Raw genomic sequence first — 18,046 nt, forward strand, 5'->3', positions numbered from 1 at the left:
TCGGTGCCAGTCAAAATGGCAATGCCGCAATACTGTGCCCCTATCTGAGTCTGACAACGCTTAATCCGGGCCAATACCCGGGAAAGGCGCAAATTTTCACCGCTTTTGTTACAGCGTGTTACGTTAGCATTGAATCTGTTTCCGTTCGTTACAATGGACGAAGTTTGGGGCCAGAGAACAGGAGGAAGAACACTGTGAGCATTCCGCGGCTGTTGGTGGTGGATGACGACCCTGAAATGCGGTCGATGATGACCCAGTTCCTGCAACAGAATGGCTTCATTGCGCTGCCCGCCAGTTCCGAAAGCGAAATCCGCGCCCATCTCAAGTCGGGTCGGATCGACCTGATTCTATTGGATGTGATGCTGGGGGATGAAAACGGCGTTGATATCTGTGCCCGCCTGCGGGCCGAACAGGACGTGCCGATCATTCTGGTCTCGGCCTTGTCCGCCGATCATCAACGCATGGCCGGGTATGAGGTAGGCGCCGACGATTACATCGCCAAGCCTTTTAATCCGCAACTGATGCTGGCTCGCGTTCGCGCCGTCATGCAACGGGCGCGTCGTACACCTTCGCTTGCCTATCGCCGCCGCACCCGCACCTTTAGGTTTGACGGCTGGCTCTATGACGGCAAACGGGACGAAGTGCATTCGCCGGACGGATATCTGGTATCCCTGTCCCAGCGAGAAACAGCAATGCTCAAGGTTTTTCTGGCCAACCCGCATATTCCCCTGACCCGGGATGAAATCGCCGCGGCCCTGGATGTAACAGGCGCTACTGACAAGAGCGAAGGCCAGGGGCGCGCCATCGACATGCTGGTCGGGCGGCTGCGATCCAAGATCGAGGCCAACCCCAAAGACCCGCAAATGCTGAAGACCGAACGCGGTGTGGGCTATATCTTTGCCGCAGAGGTCTCTGTGGACGAAACCGCATGACCGTCCGCGCCACTCGCCTGCGCAGCCTGGGCTGGATCTGGACCTGCGCCGCTTTTACCTCGGGGTTGCTGGCAGCAGGCCTTTGGTTCGCCTCGGCCCGCGCATGGCAGGAATTCCAGACACGCGCCTATGTTGCCGGGTTCGCGGTCTATGAGGATTTGCGCATCGGTAAATCCCCACCGCCGGGCATCACCATTACTCCATTGCCACCCAAATCCGCCAGCCTGGCGGACGCCGGGCAGTTCGAACAACTCCCCGGGTTTTCGGATCGCAGCTTTGTCACCAACCTGTCGATCCTGACCGACAGCTCGGCACCGGTTTCGGGCCGAGAGCTGACGCTGGCTGTGATGTCAGACCGGCTGGTTTACCCAGTGTCCGACATCCTCTCCGGCATCGACCAGACCGGCCCAGAGAAAATGGGCAACCTGACCCGGCTTTTGGCGACCTATTGCAGCGAACCCATACTGATCGCCCGCTATGGGCGCGGCGCATGGCAACAGGTGGACGGGACAGATATCTGGGGATGCCGTGCAGCCCCAACCGACTTGCGTCTGCCCACGATTCTGGTCGCCATTGTCGCGCTGGCGGTGATCCTTACCTCGGTCGGCAATGTATCGGACAGTTTCACCCGCTTCTCTACTGCCTTGCGCGACCGCAAAAGACGGGGCGGGCCGAACAGCTATGAGGCCGATGGCCCGGCCGAGTTGCGCGACATCGTCTCGGCCGTGAACGAGCATCTGGACGCCGAGCGCATGCAGCTGGAAAAGCGCGCCACTGTCTTGTCGGGTGTCAGCCACGATCTGGGCACCCCGGCCACCCGCGTCCGGTTGCGTGCCGCTTTGATCCCGGATGTAGAGCTGCGCGAAAAGCTTGAGGCCGATGTCGATCAGATGACCGGCATGATCGAAAGCGTTCTGACCTACACAAGGTCCGAGCTGAGCATCGAAGAACCGCGCCAGATTTCACTGACATCGCTGGTCGAAGCCTTGGTGGCGGATTATCAGGATATGGATCTGCCGGTGACCCTGAAAAAGCTGACCCCGGTGGCGGTTCAGGGGGGCACCTCCGTTTTCATGTCGCGCCGAGGGCATGGATCCCTGCCCGAGACCCGGAGAATGCTGGTCGTCGGCAGGCCAATTTCGCTGAAGCGCGCCCTGACCAACCTGATCGACAATGCGCTGAAATATGGTCGCCATGCCGAGGTTCAGCTGGAAACCGATGCCAAAATAGCAACCATCACCGTCGAGGACAAAGGGGCCGATCTGTCCGTCTCGGATATCGAAGCCCTGATGGCCCCGTTCCGGCGCGGGTCAAACACCGGGTCTTCGGATGGGTTTGGTCTGGGTCTGACAATCGCGGCGACAATCGCGGAACAGCATGGCGGCACCCTCAGCTTCGAAGCCGGAGAGCAAGGCCTGCGCGCACGTCTGCAGATCACCAGGCAGTGACGATTCATGTCATATAGCTACGCACCAGCGCGCTTGCGATCAGCGACCAGCCGTCGGCAATGACAAAGAAGGCTAGTTTGAACGGCAGCGACACTGTTGCAGGCGGAACCATCATCATCCCCATCGACATCAGCACAGCGGCCACCACAAGATCAATGATCAGAAACGGCAGGAAGATCAGAAACCCGATCTGAAAGGCCCGCGCTATCTCAGAGAGCATGAAAGACGGCATCAAGATCGACAAGGGTGCCTCGGCCGACAAGGAAACCGTATCACCCCCGGGTCGCAATGCTGCCATGGCGTGGAAAGTATCCGGATCAACTCGCCCTGCCATAAAGGCACGAAACGGCTGCAACGCGCGCTCCAACGCTGGTTCGACCTCCATCGTTTCTTCGACCATGGGGCGAATACCTGTGGTCCAGGCCTCCGAAAAGACCGGCTCCATGATGAAATAGGTCAGAAACAGTGCGAGGCTGACGATCAGCATGTTGGGGGGGGATTGCTGCAATCCGATCCCTTGCCGCAAGATGGCCAGAACGGTGATCAGGAACGGGAAACAGGTGATCATGATCGCCAGCCCAGGCGCGAGGCTGAGCACGGTAATAAGCAAAATCAACTGAATGGTGCGCGCGGAAATCGACCCGCCTTCGCCCAGTGACAGCGACACCTCTTGCGCGGCGGCCAGAGACGGCGTCAGCGTCAGCAGCACCGCCACCCAAAACAGGAAACGCATTACCCGATCCCGTTCTGCAGATCCGCGATTTCGGTTAGGCGCACGGCCAGTTGCCCGGCTTGATCACCCTCCATCTCTTCCAGCAGACCGCGCGCCACCAGTTGATCGCCAACATATAGGTCCACAGGATCTTCGATCCGTTTGTCCAGGGTGAGAACAGCGTTTTCCCCCATATTCAGCAGATCTCGGATTAGCGGGCGCGCCCGACCGACTGACACGGTTACCTCGATCGGAACGGAATCAAACGGGCTGGCTTTTTCGGGTTTGGGGGATTGCGGGTCACTCATTGTTCAATGCCTCTTTTGCCTCATACACGTAAGCGTCAAATGCTGAACGGATTGTCTCTAGCAAGGCGCTGCTATCCACCTCTCGCTGCGAGGTACCAACCTGCAGACGCGCCTGACCAGGCACCAGAGACGGGTCCTCGACAACCCGTGTCGGGGTGGCCAATTCAGGGGGCAACAGCCCCTCGACCGCATCCGCGAAACCCGAAGGCACAAAGACCTGCATCGGCTGACCAATCTGTTCCCGGGCCATTTCGGTAAGCTGTTCGACCAGCCGCGGGGCCTGCCCCCGATCCAGGGTGTCCGGCAACACCAGATTGACCAGGCTTTGGAACATGGGCTCCAACGACAGTGTCATCCGGCTCGTCGCCTCGTGATAAGTAAAGGACATATCCTCAAGCGCGCGGGCGAGGTTGTCTGATACCTGTCCACGACCCTGTTCTTGGGCCTGAAGGGCATCGTCCCATCCGGCGCGATAGCCGTGTTCGAAGGCTCCAAGCCGCTGTTCTTCCAGCGCCTCTTCGTCCAGTAAATGAACTTTGCCGCCGCCTGCCTGTACGGTGAAATCCTCAAGAAGATGGGCTATCGACATCACGCACGCTCCTCGCTTTCTTCAAGCCAACTGCGCAGGATTTCCACGGTCTCCTCCTGCTTGTCGCCGATCATGGCCCGCAGCCGATCAACCGGATCAGCGCCCGGATTTGCCGCCAGCGCGGGTACATCCCCCGGGGTATGTCCCGGAATAGCGGCGAATTGCCCGTCCTCTTCGGTCGCGATCTCACCGGTCAGAACCGCCTCGGGCTCTGGCGGTGTTCCCGCCGGCAAAAGGGCGGGGGCAAGGGCCGGTTTCATCAGGATCGGGCGGATCACGAACAATCCCAGAACCAGCATCACGATCGCCAGAACGGCCATTTGGACCAGTGACATCGCGTCAAAATGAACCTGCTGCCAGATCGAAGACGAAACCACAGTTCCGCCAGGCTCTACTGCGGGCAGATCCAGCGATTTCAGGGTGATGACGTCGCCACGTTCGGCATCGAACCCAACGGCCGAGGCCACAAGCTCTCCCAATGCGTCAAGCTCGGTCTGGGGCAATGGCGCAAAGCTTTCTGCACCCGAGGCATCAACCGAGCGCGTTCCATTTACCAGAACCGCAACGGTCAGACGCTTGATCGCCCCGGGTGCGGTATGAACCTCTAACTCAGTCTCGGATACTTCATAGTTGACCCGCTCCCGCGTCTGTGTGGCATTTGAATTGGTTGCGTCCCCGCCCGCGCCATCCCCATCGGGCAGGTTCGACGCCACCGTGACGTCGGACGATTGGTTCCGGGCGCTGTCAGACCGTTCCTCGACATCGGTGCTGATGGCCACGCGTCCCTTAGGATCAAAGCGCCTTTCGCGGATGGATTCGGTTTTGGTGACCGTATCAACACTGACCTCAACGACTGCATTTCCGGCCCCCACTCGGGCCTCAATCAGACGCAGGACCCGTTCGCGCAGCTGGCGCGACTTGTCATCCGCGGTATCTGCTGCCACCGCAGTCTCTTTTGCGCCAATGACCGCACCATTGGAATCAATCACCGCCACATTCTCGGGTGCGAGGCCACTGACGGCGGAAGAGACCAGAAACCGGATCGCCTTGGCCTGATCCGAAGTGATATCCGCACCCGAGGACACCAGATAGACCGACGCCGTCGGCGCGACGCTGCGCTGAAACGGATTCGTCGACCCGTTGGCAATATGCACGCGCGCCTGGCTTATATGAGGGCTGCCGACAATCGTGCGCGCAAGCTCACCCTCTTTCGCACGCCAATAGGCCGCATCGAACATTTGCGAGGTGGTGCCAAACCCGCTGAGTGAATCCAAAAGCTCATACCCGCGGTTTCCGTTCGCAGGCAGGCCTTCGCTGGCCAGAGTCATGCGCAATTCGTCCCGCTGCGAGCCGGGCACGTAAATCGAACCGCCCCGAATCTCATACTGTACGCCGCGCTGATCCAGTGATCGAACGATATCCCCCGCCGCGCCGCTTTCCAGCCCGGCATAGAGTAGGGTCATCGACGGCGCCGTCGCCAACCGCGACATCGCTAGGACCCCCAAAAACACCAGCACGACTGCACCGGCGACAATGATTTGCTTTCGCCTGTCCAAACTTGCCCAGACAGTTCCGATCTGCTGCACGCTCACCTCCGACTCACCGACATTCTGCCCGGCGCACCCCCTGTTTGGACGATTGCCCTTAACAATCGGTTAGTCCCTGCCGGGTTATGACATCCCCAGACTGAATGAATGAGGACGTCATGACTGACGCGACTGCAGAACAGGCAGAAGCCCCGGAAAAATCGGGGAAAAAAGGATTGGTCATTGGGGTGATTCTGGCCGTTGCCGGGGCTGCGGGCGGGTATTTCCTGACCACTTCGGGGCTACTGCCATTTGGCGGGCAACCAGCCGCGGAAGACGCCAAGGAAAAAGACAAAGGGACCGAGGTTAAAGCCCTGCCTGAGGTTGGTTTTATCGACCTGCCGGCGGTGATCGTCTCGGTCAATGCCGGCGATTCGCGGCACCTGAAATTCCATGCCCAGCTTGAGGTGAACAGCAGCTACGCCTCGGATGTCGAGAAGATGAAGCCGCGAATCATGGATGTTCTGAACGGGTATCTGCGGGCGGTCGAAGTGTCGGATCTGGAGGATTCGCTCGCACTGATGCGCATCCGCGGTCACCTTTTGCGCCGCATTGAAATCGTCGTCGGGGAAGGGCGCGTGCGCGATGTCCTCGTGATGGAATTCGTATTGAATTAGGAGGCCGAGATGGAGCTGATTGCAGATATTTTGCTGGTCGCAGGTGCGCTGGGTGCGGGTCTTTACTGTTTCGTGCTGTCCCGTCGGTTAAAGCGGTTCACTAATCTGGAACAAGGTGTCGGTGGCGCGGTCGCTGTCCTGTCATCTCAGGCGGATGAGTTGAAGAAATCGCTTGATTCGGCACGAACTGCTTCGGACCAGTCGGGCCTTGTACTTGAGGCACTGACCCAAAGGGCGGAATCGGTTGCTCAGCGGCTCGAACTGATGATGGCTTCGATGCATGATGTCATTCCGGCCGAAGAACCCGCCAATGACATCAAGGTTGAAGATCCCAAGCCGCAAGAACCCAAGGCCGAGGAACCAACGACGGATCCTGTGCCTGAAGAGGTTCCAATCGAGGCGGTGGAAAAGCCAGAGGATCCTACGGCGTCCAAATTTGAGGACACTCAGGAAAAACGCCCGGGCGGGCTGATGTTTTTCCGCCACGACCGCAATAGCGGAGAGGCCGCGACATGAGCGGACACATTGAAGAGAAACGACCAAGAAGCGGTGTCCTGACAGTTATTTCACTGTTGATGCTTGGGTCAGCCGCGATTCGGCTGGGGTTTGAGGCTGCACCAGCCCTGGCAAAAGGGGCCGAGCAGGCAGAAGCAAAACCGAAAGAGACCCCAGCAGAGCTGCCCGGAGCCCGGATACTGCTGACCGAATTGCTGCGGCGCGAAGAAGCGTTGAAAAAACGCGAAGCCACAGCCATTGATCGGGAAAAGGCGCTGGCCATTGCCGATGAGGCCATCGAGACCCGCCTGGCCGCCCTGCAGCAGGCAGAAGAGGCGCTGCGTGAGACGCTGGCCATTGCAGAAAAAGCGGCTGAGACAGACCTTACGCGCCTGACGGATGTCTATCAGAACATGAAGCCGAAAGATGCGGCCGCCCTGTTTGAAACGATGGACCCGACCTTTGCCGCCGGATTCCTGTCACGGATGCCGCCCGATGCCGCAGCCGGTGTTTTGGCAGGCCTGAACCCCGAGGCTGCCTATACAATCAGCGTGATTATGGCCGGGCGAAACGCTTCGGCTCCGCAGGAGTAGCCCCCATGATTTTCAACCCTGCATCGGAATTCGCCGGAGACCTCTTATGATCGGAATTGTCGGAATTGTCGTTATTTTCGTCATGGTGTTCGGCGGCTATTTGGCGGCTGGCGGGAAAATGACCATCATCATGAAATCCCTGCCGTTTGAAATGATGATGATTGGTGGCGCTGCGGTCGGCGCATTTATGATCAGCAATGACCTGAGCGCCGTGAAGCACACGATCAAGGATATGGCAAAAGTATTCAAAGGGCCGAAGTGGAAACCAGATGACTACCGTGACCTGCTGTGCCTGTTGTTTTCGCTGATCCGTATCGCCAAGGCCAACCCGGTCGAGGTTGAACAACATATTGAAGACCCCGAAAACTCGCCTCTGTTTTCGACATATCCGAAAATTCAGGCCGACAAAGAAGCCGTCGACTTGATCTGCGACACGATGCGGGCCGCCTCTTTGAATTATGACGATCCCCACCAGGTCGAAGAGGTGCTGGAAAAGCGGATGGAGGCGAATTTTCACCACGCCATGCACTCTAGCCACGCGCTACAGACTGTTGCTGACGGCCTTCCCGCACTTGGAATTGTTGCGGCAGTTCTGGGCGTTATCAAAACGATGGGCTCGATCGATCAACCCCCAGAAGTGTTGGGAAAGCTGATCGGTGGCGCTCTGGTCGGGACGTTCCTGGGGGTCTTTCTGGCTTATGGGTTGGTCGGCCCATTTGCAGGAAAACTCAAATCCGTGGTGGAGGAAGACAATCATTTCTATCAGTTGATCAAAGAGGTTCTGGTTGCCAACCTGCACAACCACAACCCTGCCATGTGCATCGAAGTCGGACGGCAGAACACTCCCACCCATAACAGGCCGGGTTTCTCAGAACTTGAAGAGGCCTTGAAAGAGCTAAAGCAGGCAGCGGCATGATCCGATACGCCCTAATGGTTTCAGCGGCGCTTACGGCCGCTGGACAGGCTGGCGCGCGCGACATTTCTGTGCGATCGGGCGAGCATGACGGATATACGCGTCTTGTTGTGCAGGTGCCCCCGGGAACGGAATGGGGTCTGAAGCAAACGAAGAATGGCGCAAGACTCGACATAGCGCTTTTTGATGCCGAATTTCAGACCGGGGCAGTGTTTCAGCGGCTGTCGCAGAACCGTCTGTCTGCGATCTCACAGACCAACCCGGGTGATGCGTTAGAGATGGAATTCGGCTGCGACTGCTTTGCCACCGCATTTCTGCATCAAAACACGATGATCGTTGTGGATATTGCGCCGGGGGCAGCCCTTCCACCGATCAGCAGCGACATTCCACCCCCAACGCTGCCCAAAACGGCAGTGGTAAACGCCCCGCTGCCCGGGCCACAGGCGCTTGATCCTCTGGTATTGCCGCTTTTGAATCTCAATGCGCAGGTAATTGAGGACCAGCTATCGACGCGATTGTTGCAGGGCGCTGACCGAGATCTGGTTGATCTTGAACTGTCCCAGATCGGCCCACGAGATTCGAACGGCAATCAATCACTGAACATGCCGCCACGCATGGACCTGAACATCGCGGTCACTTCGGTACTGGATGATCTGGATGGCTTGCTGGGACCATCCATTCCACAACTGGAGAAGAAACCGGCCTGCATTTCCAGCACCGAGCTAGGCTTTGACAGCTGGTCCGATGGGCGCCTGTTCCCCGAACAGGTGGCAGAGCTGCGCACTGGCCTGTTTCAGGAGTTTGATCGCGTTGACAAAGGACGGGCCATGAAGCTTGCCAAGCTCTATGCGTATTTCGGCTTCGGTGCCGAGGCGGTTCGCAGCCTTGGCTGGATTGGTGAAGAGACGCCGGAAACGAACCGGATTTCTGCGATTGCCGCTGTTCTGGACAACCGGCCACTGAAAGGGTCAAATCCATTCCGCGACCTACAGCGTTGCGAAAGTGACGCCGCAATCTGGGCCGCTCTGACCGAGGGTAAGCTCGCCGAAGATGCCCAGATAAGGGTTATGGAACAATCGTTTGCGCGACTACCGGATCATCTGCGCCGGCAAGTCGGACCCATGCTGTCCGACATTTTCGTTGCAGCCCAAAAACTTGAAGCCGCGCGGCGCGTCTTGCGGGCTGTTAATCGCATCGAAACCAAACCCAGCCCCGGCGCGATTCAGGCCAAGGCCGGTGTTGCAAAGGCCGAAGGCGATCAGGAGAAATCCGAAACCTTGCTGAAAGACGTGGTGGGCAGCTCGGAAGCAGGGCTCGAAGCGCCTCTGGCGCTGGCGCGACTGATTGAACAGCGGTGGGCGGAACGCGGGTCAGCCTCCGCCCGGGAGCTCGAACTTGCCGCATCTTACACGGTCGAATTGCGCCGATCTGAGATCGGCCCACTTATGCAACGGACATATGCGCTGGCGCTGAGTTTGGGCCAAGAGTTCGACCAGTCTTTTGATCTGTTAGAAGATATTCCGAATTCAGCTGAAACGCTGGACCGGGCCGTTCAAGTACTGACTGCGCGCGCCGACGACGATACTTTTTTGCGGCGCATCTTCAACCTGCCCGAACCGATGGCACAATCGCTGAAAACCGAAACCGCAATCTCCATTGCCGAAAGGTTGGCATCGCTGGGGTTTGCCCGTCCAACGCTATTTTGGTCCAACCGACCTCAGGACACTATCAGGCGAAAGGACCGAGCCCTTTTGCGCGCGCAGGCGGCATTGTTGTCCGGCCAGCCACACAAAGCCTTGCTGGAGTTAGGGGATGACCCCTCGGACAAGGCCATGTCACTTCGGGCGCAGGCCGATCTGGATATAGGTGAGTTTGAAAATGCAGGGCGGGTATTGTTGCAGTTTGACAGGGTGAACGAAGCAGAAAGATTGTTCTGGCTTTCTGATATGGAAGACGTCCCGCAGCCTGAGGTCGACCAAAAATTTGGACAGGTCAGGCGGGCGACTCTGGCATTGGCAGAACCTGTAACCAGGATTGAAGAACGACCATTGGCGGATGCAACTGCCCTGCTTGAAAACACGGCCAACGCCCGAGAGAGCATCGCTCAGCTTCTCGCACTTGTGAGGGCGGACTGAAACGTCTGGGAAAAACTCAGGGTGGCCACTTAGTCAGGGCTGATCTCCTGACGAACCGCGGCATCCAATGCCCTGTTCCCGAGGGAAAACCCCATGAACAGAGCCTGAATTGGTGGATTTAGTCAGTAAGGCGCCTCGACATCATTCATCGAGACATAGACCGTTTTCATCTCGCTGAAATGATTGATTGCCAATTTCGAGTTTTCCCGCCCGACCCCAGACATTTTTGACCCGCCAAACGGGGCTTCAACCGGTGCGAGGTTGTAGGTGTTGATATAGCAGGTGCCCGCCTCGAACGCGGCCACGATACGATGGGCTCGGGTCAGATCTTTGGTGAACACACCGGCTGCCAGACCGAATTCGGTGTTATTGGCGCGGGCCATCACCTCTTCCTCGGTTTCGAAATCCAACACTGACATAACCGGGCCGAAGATTTCCTCGCGCGCGATGGCCATGTCATCGGTCACATCGGCAAAGACGGCGGGCTGAATGTAGAACCCGTCGCCTTCGATACGCGCACCGCCATAGACCAAACGCGCACCTTCTGCCTTGCCTTTTTCAACATAACCCAGAGCGATATTCATCTGGTTTTCGCTAACCATCGGACCGAAATTAACCTCTTCATCCATCGGGTCGCCGATTTTCACATTCGCCAGACGCTGGGACAGGCGATCGAGGAAGGCTTCTTTGATGCCTTTGTGTACAAAAACGCGGGTGCCGTTGGAACAGACCTGACCCGAGGAGTAGAAATTCCCCAAAATGGCGCCAGACACGGCGTTTTCGATATCCGCATCGTCGAACACGATCATGGGGGACTTGCCGCCTAGTTCCATCGTGACATGCTTCATGCCATCGGCTGCTGCGGCATAAACCTTGCGCCCTGTCGGTACCGATCCGGTCAGCGAGACCTTGGCAACACGGGGGTCCGTCACAAGTGATGCGCCCACATCGCCATAACCCTGAATTACGTTATAGACACCCTTTGGTGCCCCGGCCTCGACCAGGATTTCGGCCACTTGCAGAGCAGACAAGGGCGTGGTCTCGGAAGGCTTGAATACCATCGTGTTGCCGCAGGCCAAAGCAGGCGCGCCTTTCCAGCAGGCAATCTGGGTTGGATAATTCCACGCACCGATTCCGACGCAAACCCCAAGCGCCTCACGGATCGTATAGACGAAATCCCCGCCACCCAGCGGGATATGCTCGCCGGTCAGCGAGGCCGCCAGACCTCCGAAATACTCCAACGCATCGGCTCCGCTAGTAGCGTCGGCAACCAACGTTTCCTGCAGCGGTTTTCCAGTATCGTGGGTTTCGATGATCGACAGATCACGATTGCGTTCGCGCATGATGTCCGCGGCGCGGCGCAGAACACGGCCCCTTTCGGTCCCAGACATCGCGGCCCAGTCTGCCTGTGCCGATTTTGCACTGTTTAGAGCCTGATCTATGATCTGCGGAGTAGCAGAATGCAGCCGTGCGATCACTTCCCCTGTTGCGGGGTAGATCACGTCTATGGGTGCTCCGGTCGTGTCGTCGACATATTCACCGTTGATGAAATGGCTCGCCTTGGGCTGAAATCTCATTGTGGGGATTCCCTGATCAGAAGCTGTTTCCTCCGCGTTTATATTTTATTGACTCAGCAGTCAATAAAACTGATCCAGAGCGATTTCCTGCCAAATCCAACAGGCCACGGCTTGAAATTTTCGGTTAATGTTCTATTTATGTTCTACATAGTCAGAGGATCAACCGATGGCCCATTCATTGCGAAACACCGCCCCGCACGGCCCGACAAACGACTATCACCTGCTGCCCGCCACCGATCGGCAGATACGCTATGCCCGCGCCATCGCGGAGCAAACTGCTCTTGAGATTCCGGTCGAGGCGCAGCGCGACCGTCAGTCCATGTCTGCCTGGATTTCCAAACACAAACCTGATGATCCCTCGCCATTTGCAAATTACCCGACCGGCAAGCAGGTTACCTTTGCCGAACGTATCTCGCGCAGCAAACGCCGCCCAATCCCGTCGGAGTGCTTTCGCGACAAACAGATGATGTCGCGTTGGATAGATCAAAACAAATAGACGAAATCAGAGCCTAATCCGGACTATGATTGCGGGCATACAACGCCACCGCCGCCGCGACGAACAGGCCCAGTAGGATATAGCCGGTCACCGCCTCGGCCACGGCCAGGGCGCGGCACAGCCCGGTTGGGGACATATCGCCGTACCCAACGGTGGTGAATGTAACATAAGAAAAATACAGGATATCAGCGGGCCCTTGCGCCCCGATGACGCAGTTATCCTGGTACCCGAATGCGCCATAGGCAGCGGCGAACAGGAACGGAACGACCTGAATAAAGGACACACCCATCAAAAACAGAATGCGGCGCGGTGATTTCACCTGAGTCATATAGAACCAGGATTGAGACACCATCCACACAACCAGCCCCACAGAGGCGATCGTACCGATCGTGTCACCTGCGGTGCCCTCGCTCAGACGGGACAGACCGAACCATGCGAGGAAACTGGCAACCACCATTGCGGCTGCCGCCAGCAGCGTTGATTTCCATTCTTCCAAAGTCGTGGGTTTTCGGGACATGGAACCTCCAACGCGCTGAAATCTCCGGGATTATCCGGTGGACTGTCCTGCGTGGCAACCAGATTTCAGAAAATCAGTCCGTGCCCAGATGTTCCTGTCCCCGCTGACGTGCCAGCAGGATCTGTTTTTGACGTTCCCGGAACCGGGTTTTGTCGACCTCAGAGGTTTCCTCTATGCATTGATGGCAGGACACGCCGTGTTCGTATTCGGCACGTTTCACATCCTCAGGCAGGATCGGGCGACGGCAGCCATGGCACAGGTTGTGCGGCCCTTCGACCAGCCCATGCCCAACGGATACGCGGTTGTCGAACACAAAGCATTCGCCCTGCCAGGTGCTGTTCTCGACGGGCATTTCCTCGAGATACCGCAGGATGCCACCTTTCAGGTGATAGACATCCTCGACCCCCTGACCCAACAGGTAATTGGTGGATTTCTCACACCGGATGCCACCCGTGCAGAACATCGCCACACGCTTATTGTGGAACCGGTCCTTGTTTTCTTCCCACCAGGTGGGGAATTCACGAAAACTGCTTGTTTCAGGGTCTAACGCGCCCTCAAACGTACCGATTGCCACCTCGTAATCATTTCGGGTGTCGATTACCACCACATCATCCGAGCGGATCAGATCATTCCAGTCTTCGGGCTCGACATAATTGCCGACACGGGCGCGCGGATCGATGTCCGGTTGGCCCATGGTCACGATCTCTTTTTTCAGGCGTACCTTGATCTTGCCAAATGGCGGTTGGTCAGACGTGGCCTCTTTCCACTCCAGATCAGCACAGCCGGGCAGCGCACGGATATGGGCCAGAACCGCGTCAATGCCAGCGCGGGGTCCGGCAATAGTGCCATTGATCCCTTCCTGTGCCAGCAAGAGCGTCCCCTTGACCGATTGCGCGCGGCACAGCTCAAGCAAGGGCGCACGAAGGGCTTCGTGGTTGGCGAACCGGGTGAAATGATAGAGAGCAGCGATCGTATACATGCGCGCGGTCTAAACCCGCGCGGACAGAGTCGCAAGAGACCGGATTGACGCCCCTTGTCGCGCCCACTACCGATAACGCAACCCAAGGAGGTCCCCATGACCCATGCCCTTATTGTGATCGATGTTCAGAACGATTTCTGTCCCGGCGGTGCGTTGGCGGTTCCCGGCGGGGATGAGATCGTGGCTCCGATCAACGCGATGATGCCAGATTTTGACACGGTGATCCTGACTCAAGACTGGCACCCTGCGGGGCATTCGTCCTTTGCCAGCAGCCATGCGGGCAAAAATCCCTATGACATGACCGAGATGCCTTATGGGCCTCAGGTTTTGTGGCCAGATCACTGCGTGCAGGGAACAAATGGGGCAGCATTTCATGCGAACCTGCGTACGGATGGCGATCTGATCCTGCGCAAAGGGTTCCGCAGCAACATCGATAGCTATTCGGCGTTCTTTGAGAACGACCAGACCACGCCCACCGGGTTGGAAGGGTATCTGCGCACCCGTGAAATCGAGAGACTGACACTCGTCGGGCTGGCCACGGATTTCTGCGTCTACTACTCTGCAGTTGACGCAGCGCGGCTGGGTTTCGACGTGTCAGTTCAGATGAGAGCCTGCCGGGCAATTAACCTGGATGGGTCATTGGCCTCTGCAGAGACCGCGATGAAAGACGCAGGCGTTCGGCTGATTTAAGGGGTTGCCCCCGCAGCCGCCAGATACTTGAGCAGCGCAAAGATAATCACCGCCAACCCCAAAGCGAACCCAACCCGGCCTGGTACAGTTCGGCGATTTGGTCCGGCCGATTCCGCCTGCTGTGGCCTGGGTTTCCACATCGGAACCTCTTTGGGCAGCCCGGCGCGCGGCTTGGCGGCTTTTACATCGTTCATGAACTTCAGGAAATCAAACTCGCCGCAATATTCGCCTTTGACTCCCGTCGTCCGGATATTGTGAAACAAGGCTCGCAGAATGCGATCCCTGTCCGCCGTATCCTGTGGACGGTAATATCCATGGGTAATCTCGCTGCGCGTCGAATCCAGACCAAAACCGGCATCGTGAAAAATTTTGCGTATTTTGGGTGACGCTGCCCGCAATGCATCGGCTGTTTTCACATTCCGAAACAGCGCACGCACTTTGCGTCCGTTTTGCGCCCCGGACGGGGTCGTCTCCGGATCGTTTTCCCCCGAAGCGATCGTTACAATATCAAAGTCGTACTCGAGAACCATTCACTAACTAAACCTCGACTATCCATCCCCCTCTTTCCACTAACCGGTGAAAAGACCCCACAATATGCTCGCATTGTGACTTGACCTTGTCATTGTCATCAATTTAGCGACTCTTGCCATTCCACGCACCTATTGATCTAACAACGGAAATCGCAGGAGTTCCCAATGGTCGATATTGCGACGCGAGTATACAATCACAAATGGAAGATTGACCCGATTGTCCGGTCTTTAATCGACACAGACTTCTACAAACTGCTGATGTGCCAGTCAGTGTTTCGAAATAAGCCCCAAACGGATGTGGTGTTTTCACTTATTAACCGGTCGAATCACATTCCATTGGCTGAATTGATTGATGAGGGAGAGCTGCGCGAACAACTGGACCACATTCGGTCACTCAGCCTGAGCCGGGGGGAAAGCACTTGGCTGCGCGGCAATACCTTCTATGGCAAACGTCAGATGTTCCGTTCGGATTTCATGGGGTGGTTCGAGAACCTGCGACTGCCGCCCTATCACCTTGAACGCAATGGTGATCAGTACGAATTGACCTTTGAAGGCAAATGGCACGAGGTCATGCTGTGGGAAATTCCCGCATTGGCAGTCCTGATGGAGCTGCGATCCCGCTCGGTGCTGAATGCGATGCGGCGGTTCGAGCTACAAATTCTCTATGCTCGTGCGATGACCCGTGTATGGGAGAAAATCGAACATCTACGAGGGATTCAGGGGCTGGGCATCGCCGATTTCGGCACCAGACGGCGGCATTCCTTTCTATGGCAGGACTGGTGCGTCCAAGCCATGATCGAAGGTCTGGGCCCTGCATTTACCGGCACCTCGAACTGCCTGATCGCCATGCGGCGCGAGGTCGAGGCCATCGGCACCAATGCCCACGAGTTGCCCATGGTTTACTCTGCGCTGGCTGATACTGATGAGAAACTGGCGCAGGCACCCTATGACGTGCTTAGCGATTGGCACGAGGAACATGACGGCAACCTACGGATCATCCTGCCTGACACCTATGGCACCAAGGGTTTTCTGGACGACGCGCCAGATTGGTTGGCGGGATGGACTGGCATCAGAATCGACAGCGGTGATCCGGCAACCGGTGCAGAAACTGCGATCAAATGGTGGCAATCGCGCGGTGAGGATCCCAAACAGAAACGCGTGATCTTTTCTGACGGTCTGGATGTCGACAAAATCCGCGAACTGCAAAGTCAGTTTGCAGGCCGCACCAAAGTATCCTTCGGCTGGGGCACGCTACTGACCAATGATTTCAGAGGGCTGGTTCCCGATGACGCGCTGGCACCCTTCTCGTTGGTCTGCAAGGCGGTTTCGGCCAATGGTCGCCCGACGGTCAAACTGTCGGACAACCCGGAAAAAGCGATGGGTCCGGCGGATCAGATCGAGCGCTACAAACGTGTCTTTGGCGTTGGCGTGCAACAGCCAATCGAGGTCATCGTTTAGGCCCTAACCATGGAACGCGGCTACGGTTTTCACCTGTGAGAATCCGTACAGCGCCTCGAACCCTTTTTCGCGACCATGGCCGGATTTCCCGACACCGCCAAAGGGCAGCTCCACACCGCCGCCAGCGCCGTAATTGTTGATAAACACCTGCCCCGACCGCAACTTCTTCGCCAGCCGCATCTGCCGCGCGCCATCGCGTGTCCAAATGCTGGCAACCAGCCCGTAATCGGTGGAGTTGGCGATCTGCAGGGCCTCTTCCTCGGTCTCAAAGGGGATCAGCACTTGGACTGGGCCGAAAATCTCATCCTGTGCCAAAACATGATCAGGGGGTACGTCGGCAAACAGGGTCGGTTGCACATAGGCGCCAGACTCGGGTGCGTGGCCAACAATCGGCCCCTGGCCCACGATATTCAGATCTGCGCCTTTGTCGATAAATCCCGTCACGATGTCCTTCTGGCGTGCTGAAATCAGGGGCCCCAGGCGCAAATCTTCGGACGCGGGCCCAACGGTCAACTCGGAATAGGCCGAGGCCATGCGCGATTTGACCTGCTCATACACTGCGCGTTGCACCAGAACGCGGGAGGAGGCCGAACAGGTCTGCCCTGCGTTCTGAACGCCCGCATTCACCAGAAACGGCAGGGCCGCATCCAGATCTGCATCGTCGAACACCAGCTGCGGGGATTTCCCGCCCAGCTCCAGCGTCACTGGCACCACGTTATGCCCAGCGGCCTGTTGCACCAACGCGCCGGTGGCAACGGAGCCGGTGAAGGATACATGCTGAATCCCCGGATGCGCCGACAGCGCCGCCCCGGCCTCGGCCCCCAGCCCCGGAACCACGTTCAAAGCGCCCGCCGGCAACCCGGCCTGCTGCGCCAGATGGGCAAAGGCAAGCGCGGTCAAACAGGCCTCTTCCGCTGGCTTCAGCACACAGGCATTGCCCATCGCCAAAGCCGCCCCGACAGAGCGGCCGATGATCTGCATAGGATAATTCCACGGCACAATGTGGCCCGTCACACCATGCGGTTCACGCAGGGTATAGACGGTATAGCCATCCAGATAAGGGATCGTTTCGCCCATCACCTTATCCGCCGCGCCTCCGTAAAACTCACAATACCGCGCCAGTGCCACCGCATCGGCGCGCGCTTGTGTCAGGGGTTTGCCGACATCCATCGCCTCCAACGCAGCCAGATCATCGACACGTTCCAGCACCATCTGGCCCAATCGGGTCAGAATGCGGCCCCTCTCCAGTGCGGTTTTGCGGCCCCAGTCCCCATCCAGCGCCTTTTGCGCCGCGTTCACCGCAGCATCGATGTCATCAGCATCCCCGCGCGCGATCCGACATAGCTCGGACCCGTCCGACGGGTTGATCAGCGGCAAATCGGCCTGAGACGCAGGCCGCTGCCACGCGCCGCCAATCAGGCACAAGCTGGGATCGAACCACAGGGGATTGGTCATGTCAGGCTCCATTTCG

The 18,046-nt window shown here is 57.8% G+C and carries 19 protein-coding genes; 10 read left to right on the forward strand and 9 right to left on the reverse strand.

Translation table 11 applies throughout. The features are described from left to right. Positions 1-194 precede the first annotated feature (194 nt). Both AC2FIC_RS16685 and AC2FIC_RS16690 read left to right on the forward strand, forming a co-directional pair. The gene (locus AC2FIC_RS16685; protein ID WP_496692768.1) at positions 195-932 is read left to right on the forward strand and encodes a response regulator transcription factor; all 738 of its coding nucleotides are present in this window, start codon (positions 195-197) and stop codon (positions 930-932) included. Then, the gene (locus tag AC2FIC_RS16690) at positions 929-2,380 is read left to right on the forward strand and encodes a sensor histidine kinase (RefSeq protein WP_496692769.1); all 1,452 of its coding nucleotides are present in this window, start codon (positions 929-931) and stop codon (positions 2,378-2,380) included. The genes AC2FIC_RS16685 and AC2FIC_RS16690 overlap by 4 nt, the downstream gene beginning before the upstream one ends. A 4-nt stretch (positions 2,381-2,384) precedes the next feature. Here AC2FIC_RS16690 and fliP read toward each other — a convergent pair whose 3' ends face one another. The 4 genes from fliP to fliF are packed head-to-tail and all read right to left on the reverse strand — an operon-like array spanning position 2,385 to position 5,575. Then, entirely contained in the window at positions 2,385-3,113 is a 729-nt protein-coding gene (gene fliP, locus AC2FIC_RS16695; protein WP_496692770.1) for a flagellar type III secretion system pore protein FliP, read from the reverse strand. Next, positions 3,113-3,400, reverse strand: coding sequence for a FliM/FliN family flagellar motor switch protein (locus AC2FIC_RS16700; RefSeq protein WP_271952383.1), 288 nt, complete (start codon positions 3,398-3,400; stop codon positions 3,113-3,115). Before AC2FIC_RS16700 ends, fliP begins: the two co-directional genes overlap by 1 nt. Beyond that, the gene (locus AC2FIC_RS16705; protein WP_496692771.1) at positions 3,393-3,989 is read right to left on the reverse strand and encodes a FliH/SctL family protein; all 597 of its coding nucleotides are present in this window, start codon (positions 3,987-3,989) and stop codon (positions 3,393-3,395) included. The genes AC2FIC_RS16700 and AC2FIC_RS16705 overlap by 8 nt, the downstream gene beginning before the upstream one ends. Next, a complete protein-coding gene (fliF, locus tag AC2FIC_RS16710; RefSeq protein ID WP_496692772.1) occupies positions 3,989-5,575 on the reverse strand; it encodes a flagellar basal-body MS-ring/collar protein FliF in 1,587 nt (528 codons plus the stop codon). Before fliF ends, AC2FIC_RS16705 begins: the two co-directional genes overlap by 1 nt. Before the next feature lie 119 nt (positions 5,576-5,694). Here fliF and AC2FIC_RS16715 point away from each other — a divergent pair, with 119 nt between their 5' ends. The 5 genes from AC2FIC_RS16715 to AC2FIC_RS16735 are packed head-to-tail and all read left to right on the forward strand — an operon-like array spanning position 5,695 to position 10,328. Next, a complete protein-coding gene (locus AC2FIC_RS16715) occupies positions 5,695-6,192 on the forward strand; it encodes a flagellar basal body-associated FliL family protein (protein WP_496692773.1) in 498 nt (165 codons plus the stop codon). 9 nt (positions 6,193-6,201) lie between these two features. Next, a complete protein-coding gene (locus AC2FIC_RS16720) occupies positions 6,202-6,708 on the forward strand; it encodes a hypothetical protein (protein WP_496692774.1) in 507 nt (168 codons plus the stop codon). Continuing rightward, positions 6,705-7,280, forward strand: coding sequence for a MotE family protein (locus AC2FIC_RS16725; RefSeq protein WP_496692775.1), 576 nt, complete (start codon positions 6,705-6,707; stop codon positions 7,278-7,280). The genes AC2FIC_RS16720 and AC2FIC_RS16725 overlap by 4 nt, the downstream gene beginning before the upstream one ends. Positions 7,281-7,326: 46 nt before the next feature. Beyond that, a complete protein-coding gene (gene motA / locus AC2FIC_RS16730) occupies positions 7,327-8,196 on the forward strand; it encodes a flagellar motor stator protein MotA (RefSeq protein ID WP_496678419.1) in 870 nt (289 codons plus the stop codon). Next, entirely contained in the window at positions 8,193-10,328 is a 2,136-nt protein-coding gene (locus AC2FIC_RS16735; protein WP_496692776.1) for a hypothetical protein, read from the forward strand. Before motA ends, AC2FIC_RS16735 begins: the two co-directional genes overlap by 4 nt. A 122-nt stretch (positions 10,329-10,450) precedes the next feature. Here AC2FIC_RS16735 and betB read toward each other — a convergent pair whose 3' ends face one another. Then, the gene (gene betB / locus AC2FIC_RS16740; RefSeq protein ID WP_281995702.1) at positions 10,451-11,905 is read right to left on the reverse strand and encodes a betaine-aldehyde dehydrogenase; all 1,455 of its coding nucleotides are present in this window, start codon (positions 11,903-11,905) and stop codon (positions 10,451-10,453) included. A gap of 166 nt (positions 11,906-12,071) precedes the next feature. Between betB and AC2FIC_RS16745 the strand changes: the two genes are divergently transcribed. Continuing rightward, the gene (locus AC2FIC_RS16745) at positions 12,072-12,401 is read left to right on the forward strand and encodes a hypothetical protein (RefSeq protein WP_142638625.1); all 330 of its coding nucleotides are present in this window, start codon (positions 12,072-12,074) and stop codon (positions 12,399-12,401) included. 13 nt (positions 12,402-12,414) lie between these two features. On the opposite strand, the gene AC2FIC_RS16750 is transcribed toward AC2FIC_RS16745, so the two are convergent. Both AC2FIC_RS16750 and trhO read right to left on the reverse strand, forming a co-directional pair. After that, positions 12,415-12,918, reverse strand: coding sequence for a potassium channel family protein (locus AC2FIC_RS16750; RefSeq protein ID WP_281973307.1), 504 nt, complete (start codon positions 12,916-12,918; stop codon positions 12,415-12,417). A 73-nt stretch (positions 12,919-12,991) separates the two neighbouring features. Next, positions 12,992-13,897 carry an oxygen-dependent tRNA uridine(34) hydroxylase TrhO gene (trhO, locus tag AC2FIC_RS16755; protein WP_496692777.1) on the reverse strand — a complete coding sequence of 302 codons (906 nt, stop codon included), beginning with the start codon at positions 13,895-13,897 and terminating at the stop codon, positions 12,992-12,994. A gap of 96 nt (positions 13,898-13,993) precedes the next feature. Here trhO and pncA point away from each other — a divergent pair, with 96 nt between their 5' ends. Beyond that, positions 13,994-14,587, forward strand: coding sequence for a bifunctional nicotinamidase/pyrazinamidase (gene pncA, locus AC2FIC_RS16760; RefSeq protein ID WP_496692778.1), 594 nt, complete (start codon positions 13,994-13,996; stop codon positions 14,585-14,587). Here the strand turns inward: pncA and AC2FIC_RS16765 are convergent. After that, on the reverse strand, positions 14,584-15,117 hold the full coding sequence (locus tag AC2FIC_RS16765; protein WP_496692779.1) for a hypothetical protein: 534 nt from the start codon (positions 15,115-15,117) through the stop codon (positions 14,584-14,586). The genes pncA and AC2FIC_RS16765 overlap by 4 nt on opposite strands. 165 nt (positions 15,118-15,282) lie before the next feature. On the opposite strand from AC2FIC_RS16765, the gene pncB reads away from it, so the two are divergent. Further along, complete coding sequence (gene pncB / locus AC2FIC_RS16770) at positions 15,283-16,575, forward strand: nicotinate phosphoribosyltransferase (RefSeq protein ID WP_496692780.1); 1,293 nt, start codon at positions 15,283-15,285, stop codon at positions 16,573-16,575. A gap of 3 nt (positions 16,576-16,578) precedes the next feature. On the opposite strand, the gene AC2FIC_RS16775 is transcribed toward pncB, so the two are convergent. Next, a complete protein-coding gene (locus tag AC2FIC_RS16775; RefSeq protein WP_496692781.1) occupies positions 16,579-18,030 on the reverse strand; it encodes an aldehyde dehydrogenase family protein in 1,452 nt (483 codons plus the stop codon). Positions 18,031-18,046: the final 16 nt, after the last annotated feature.

The sequence above is a fragment of the Ruegeria sp. CDSC079 genome, assembly GCF_059610505.1.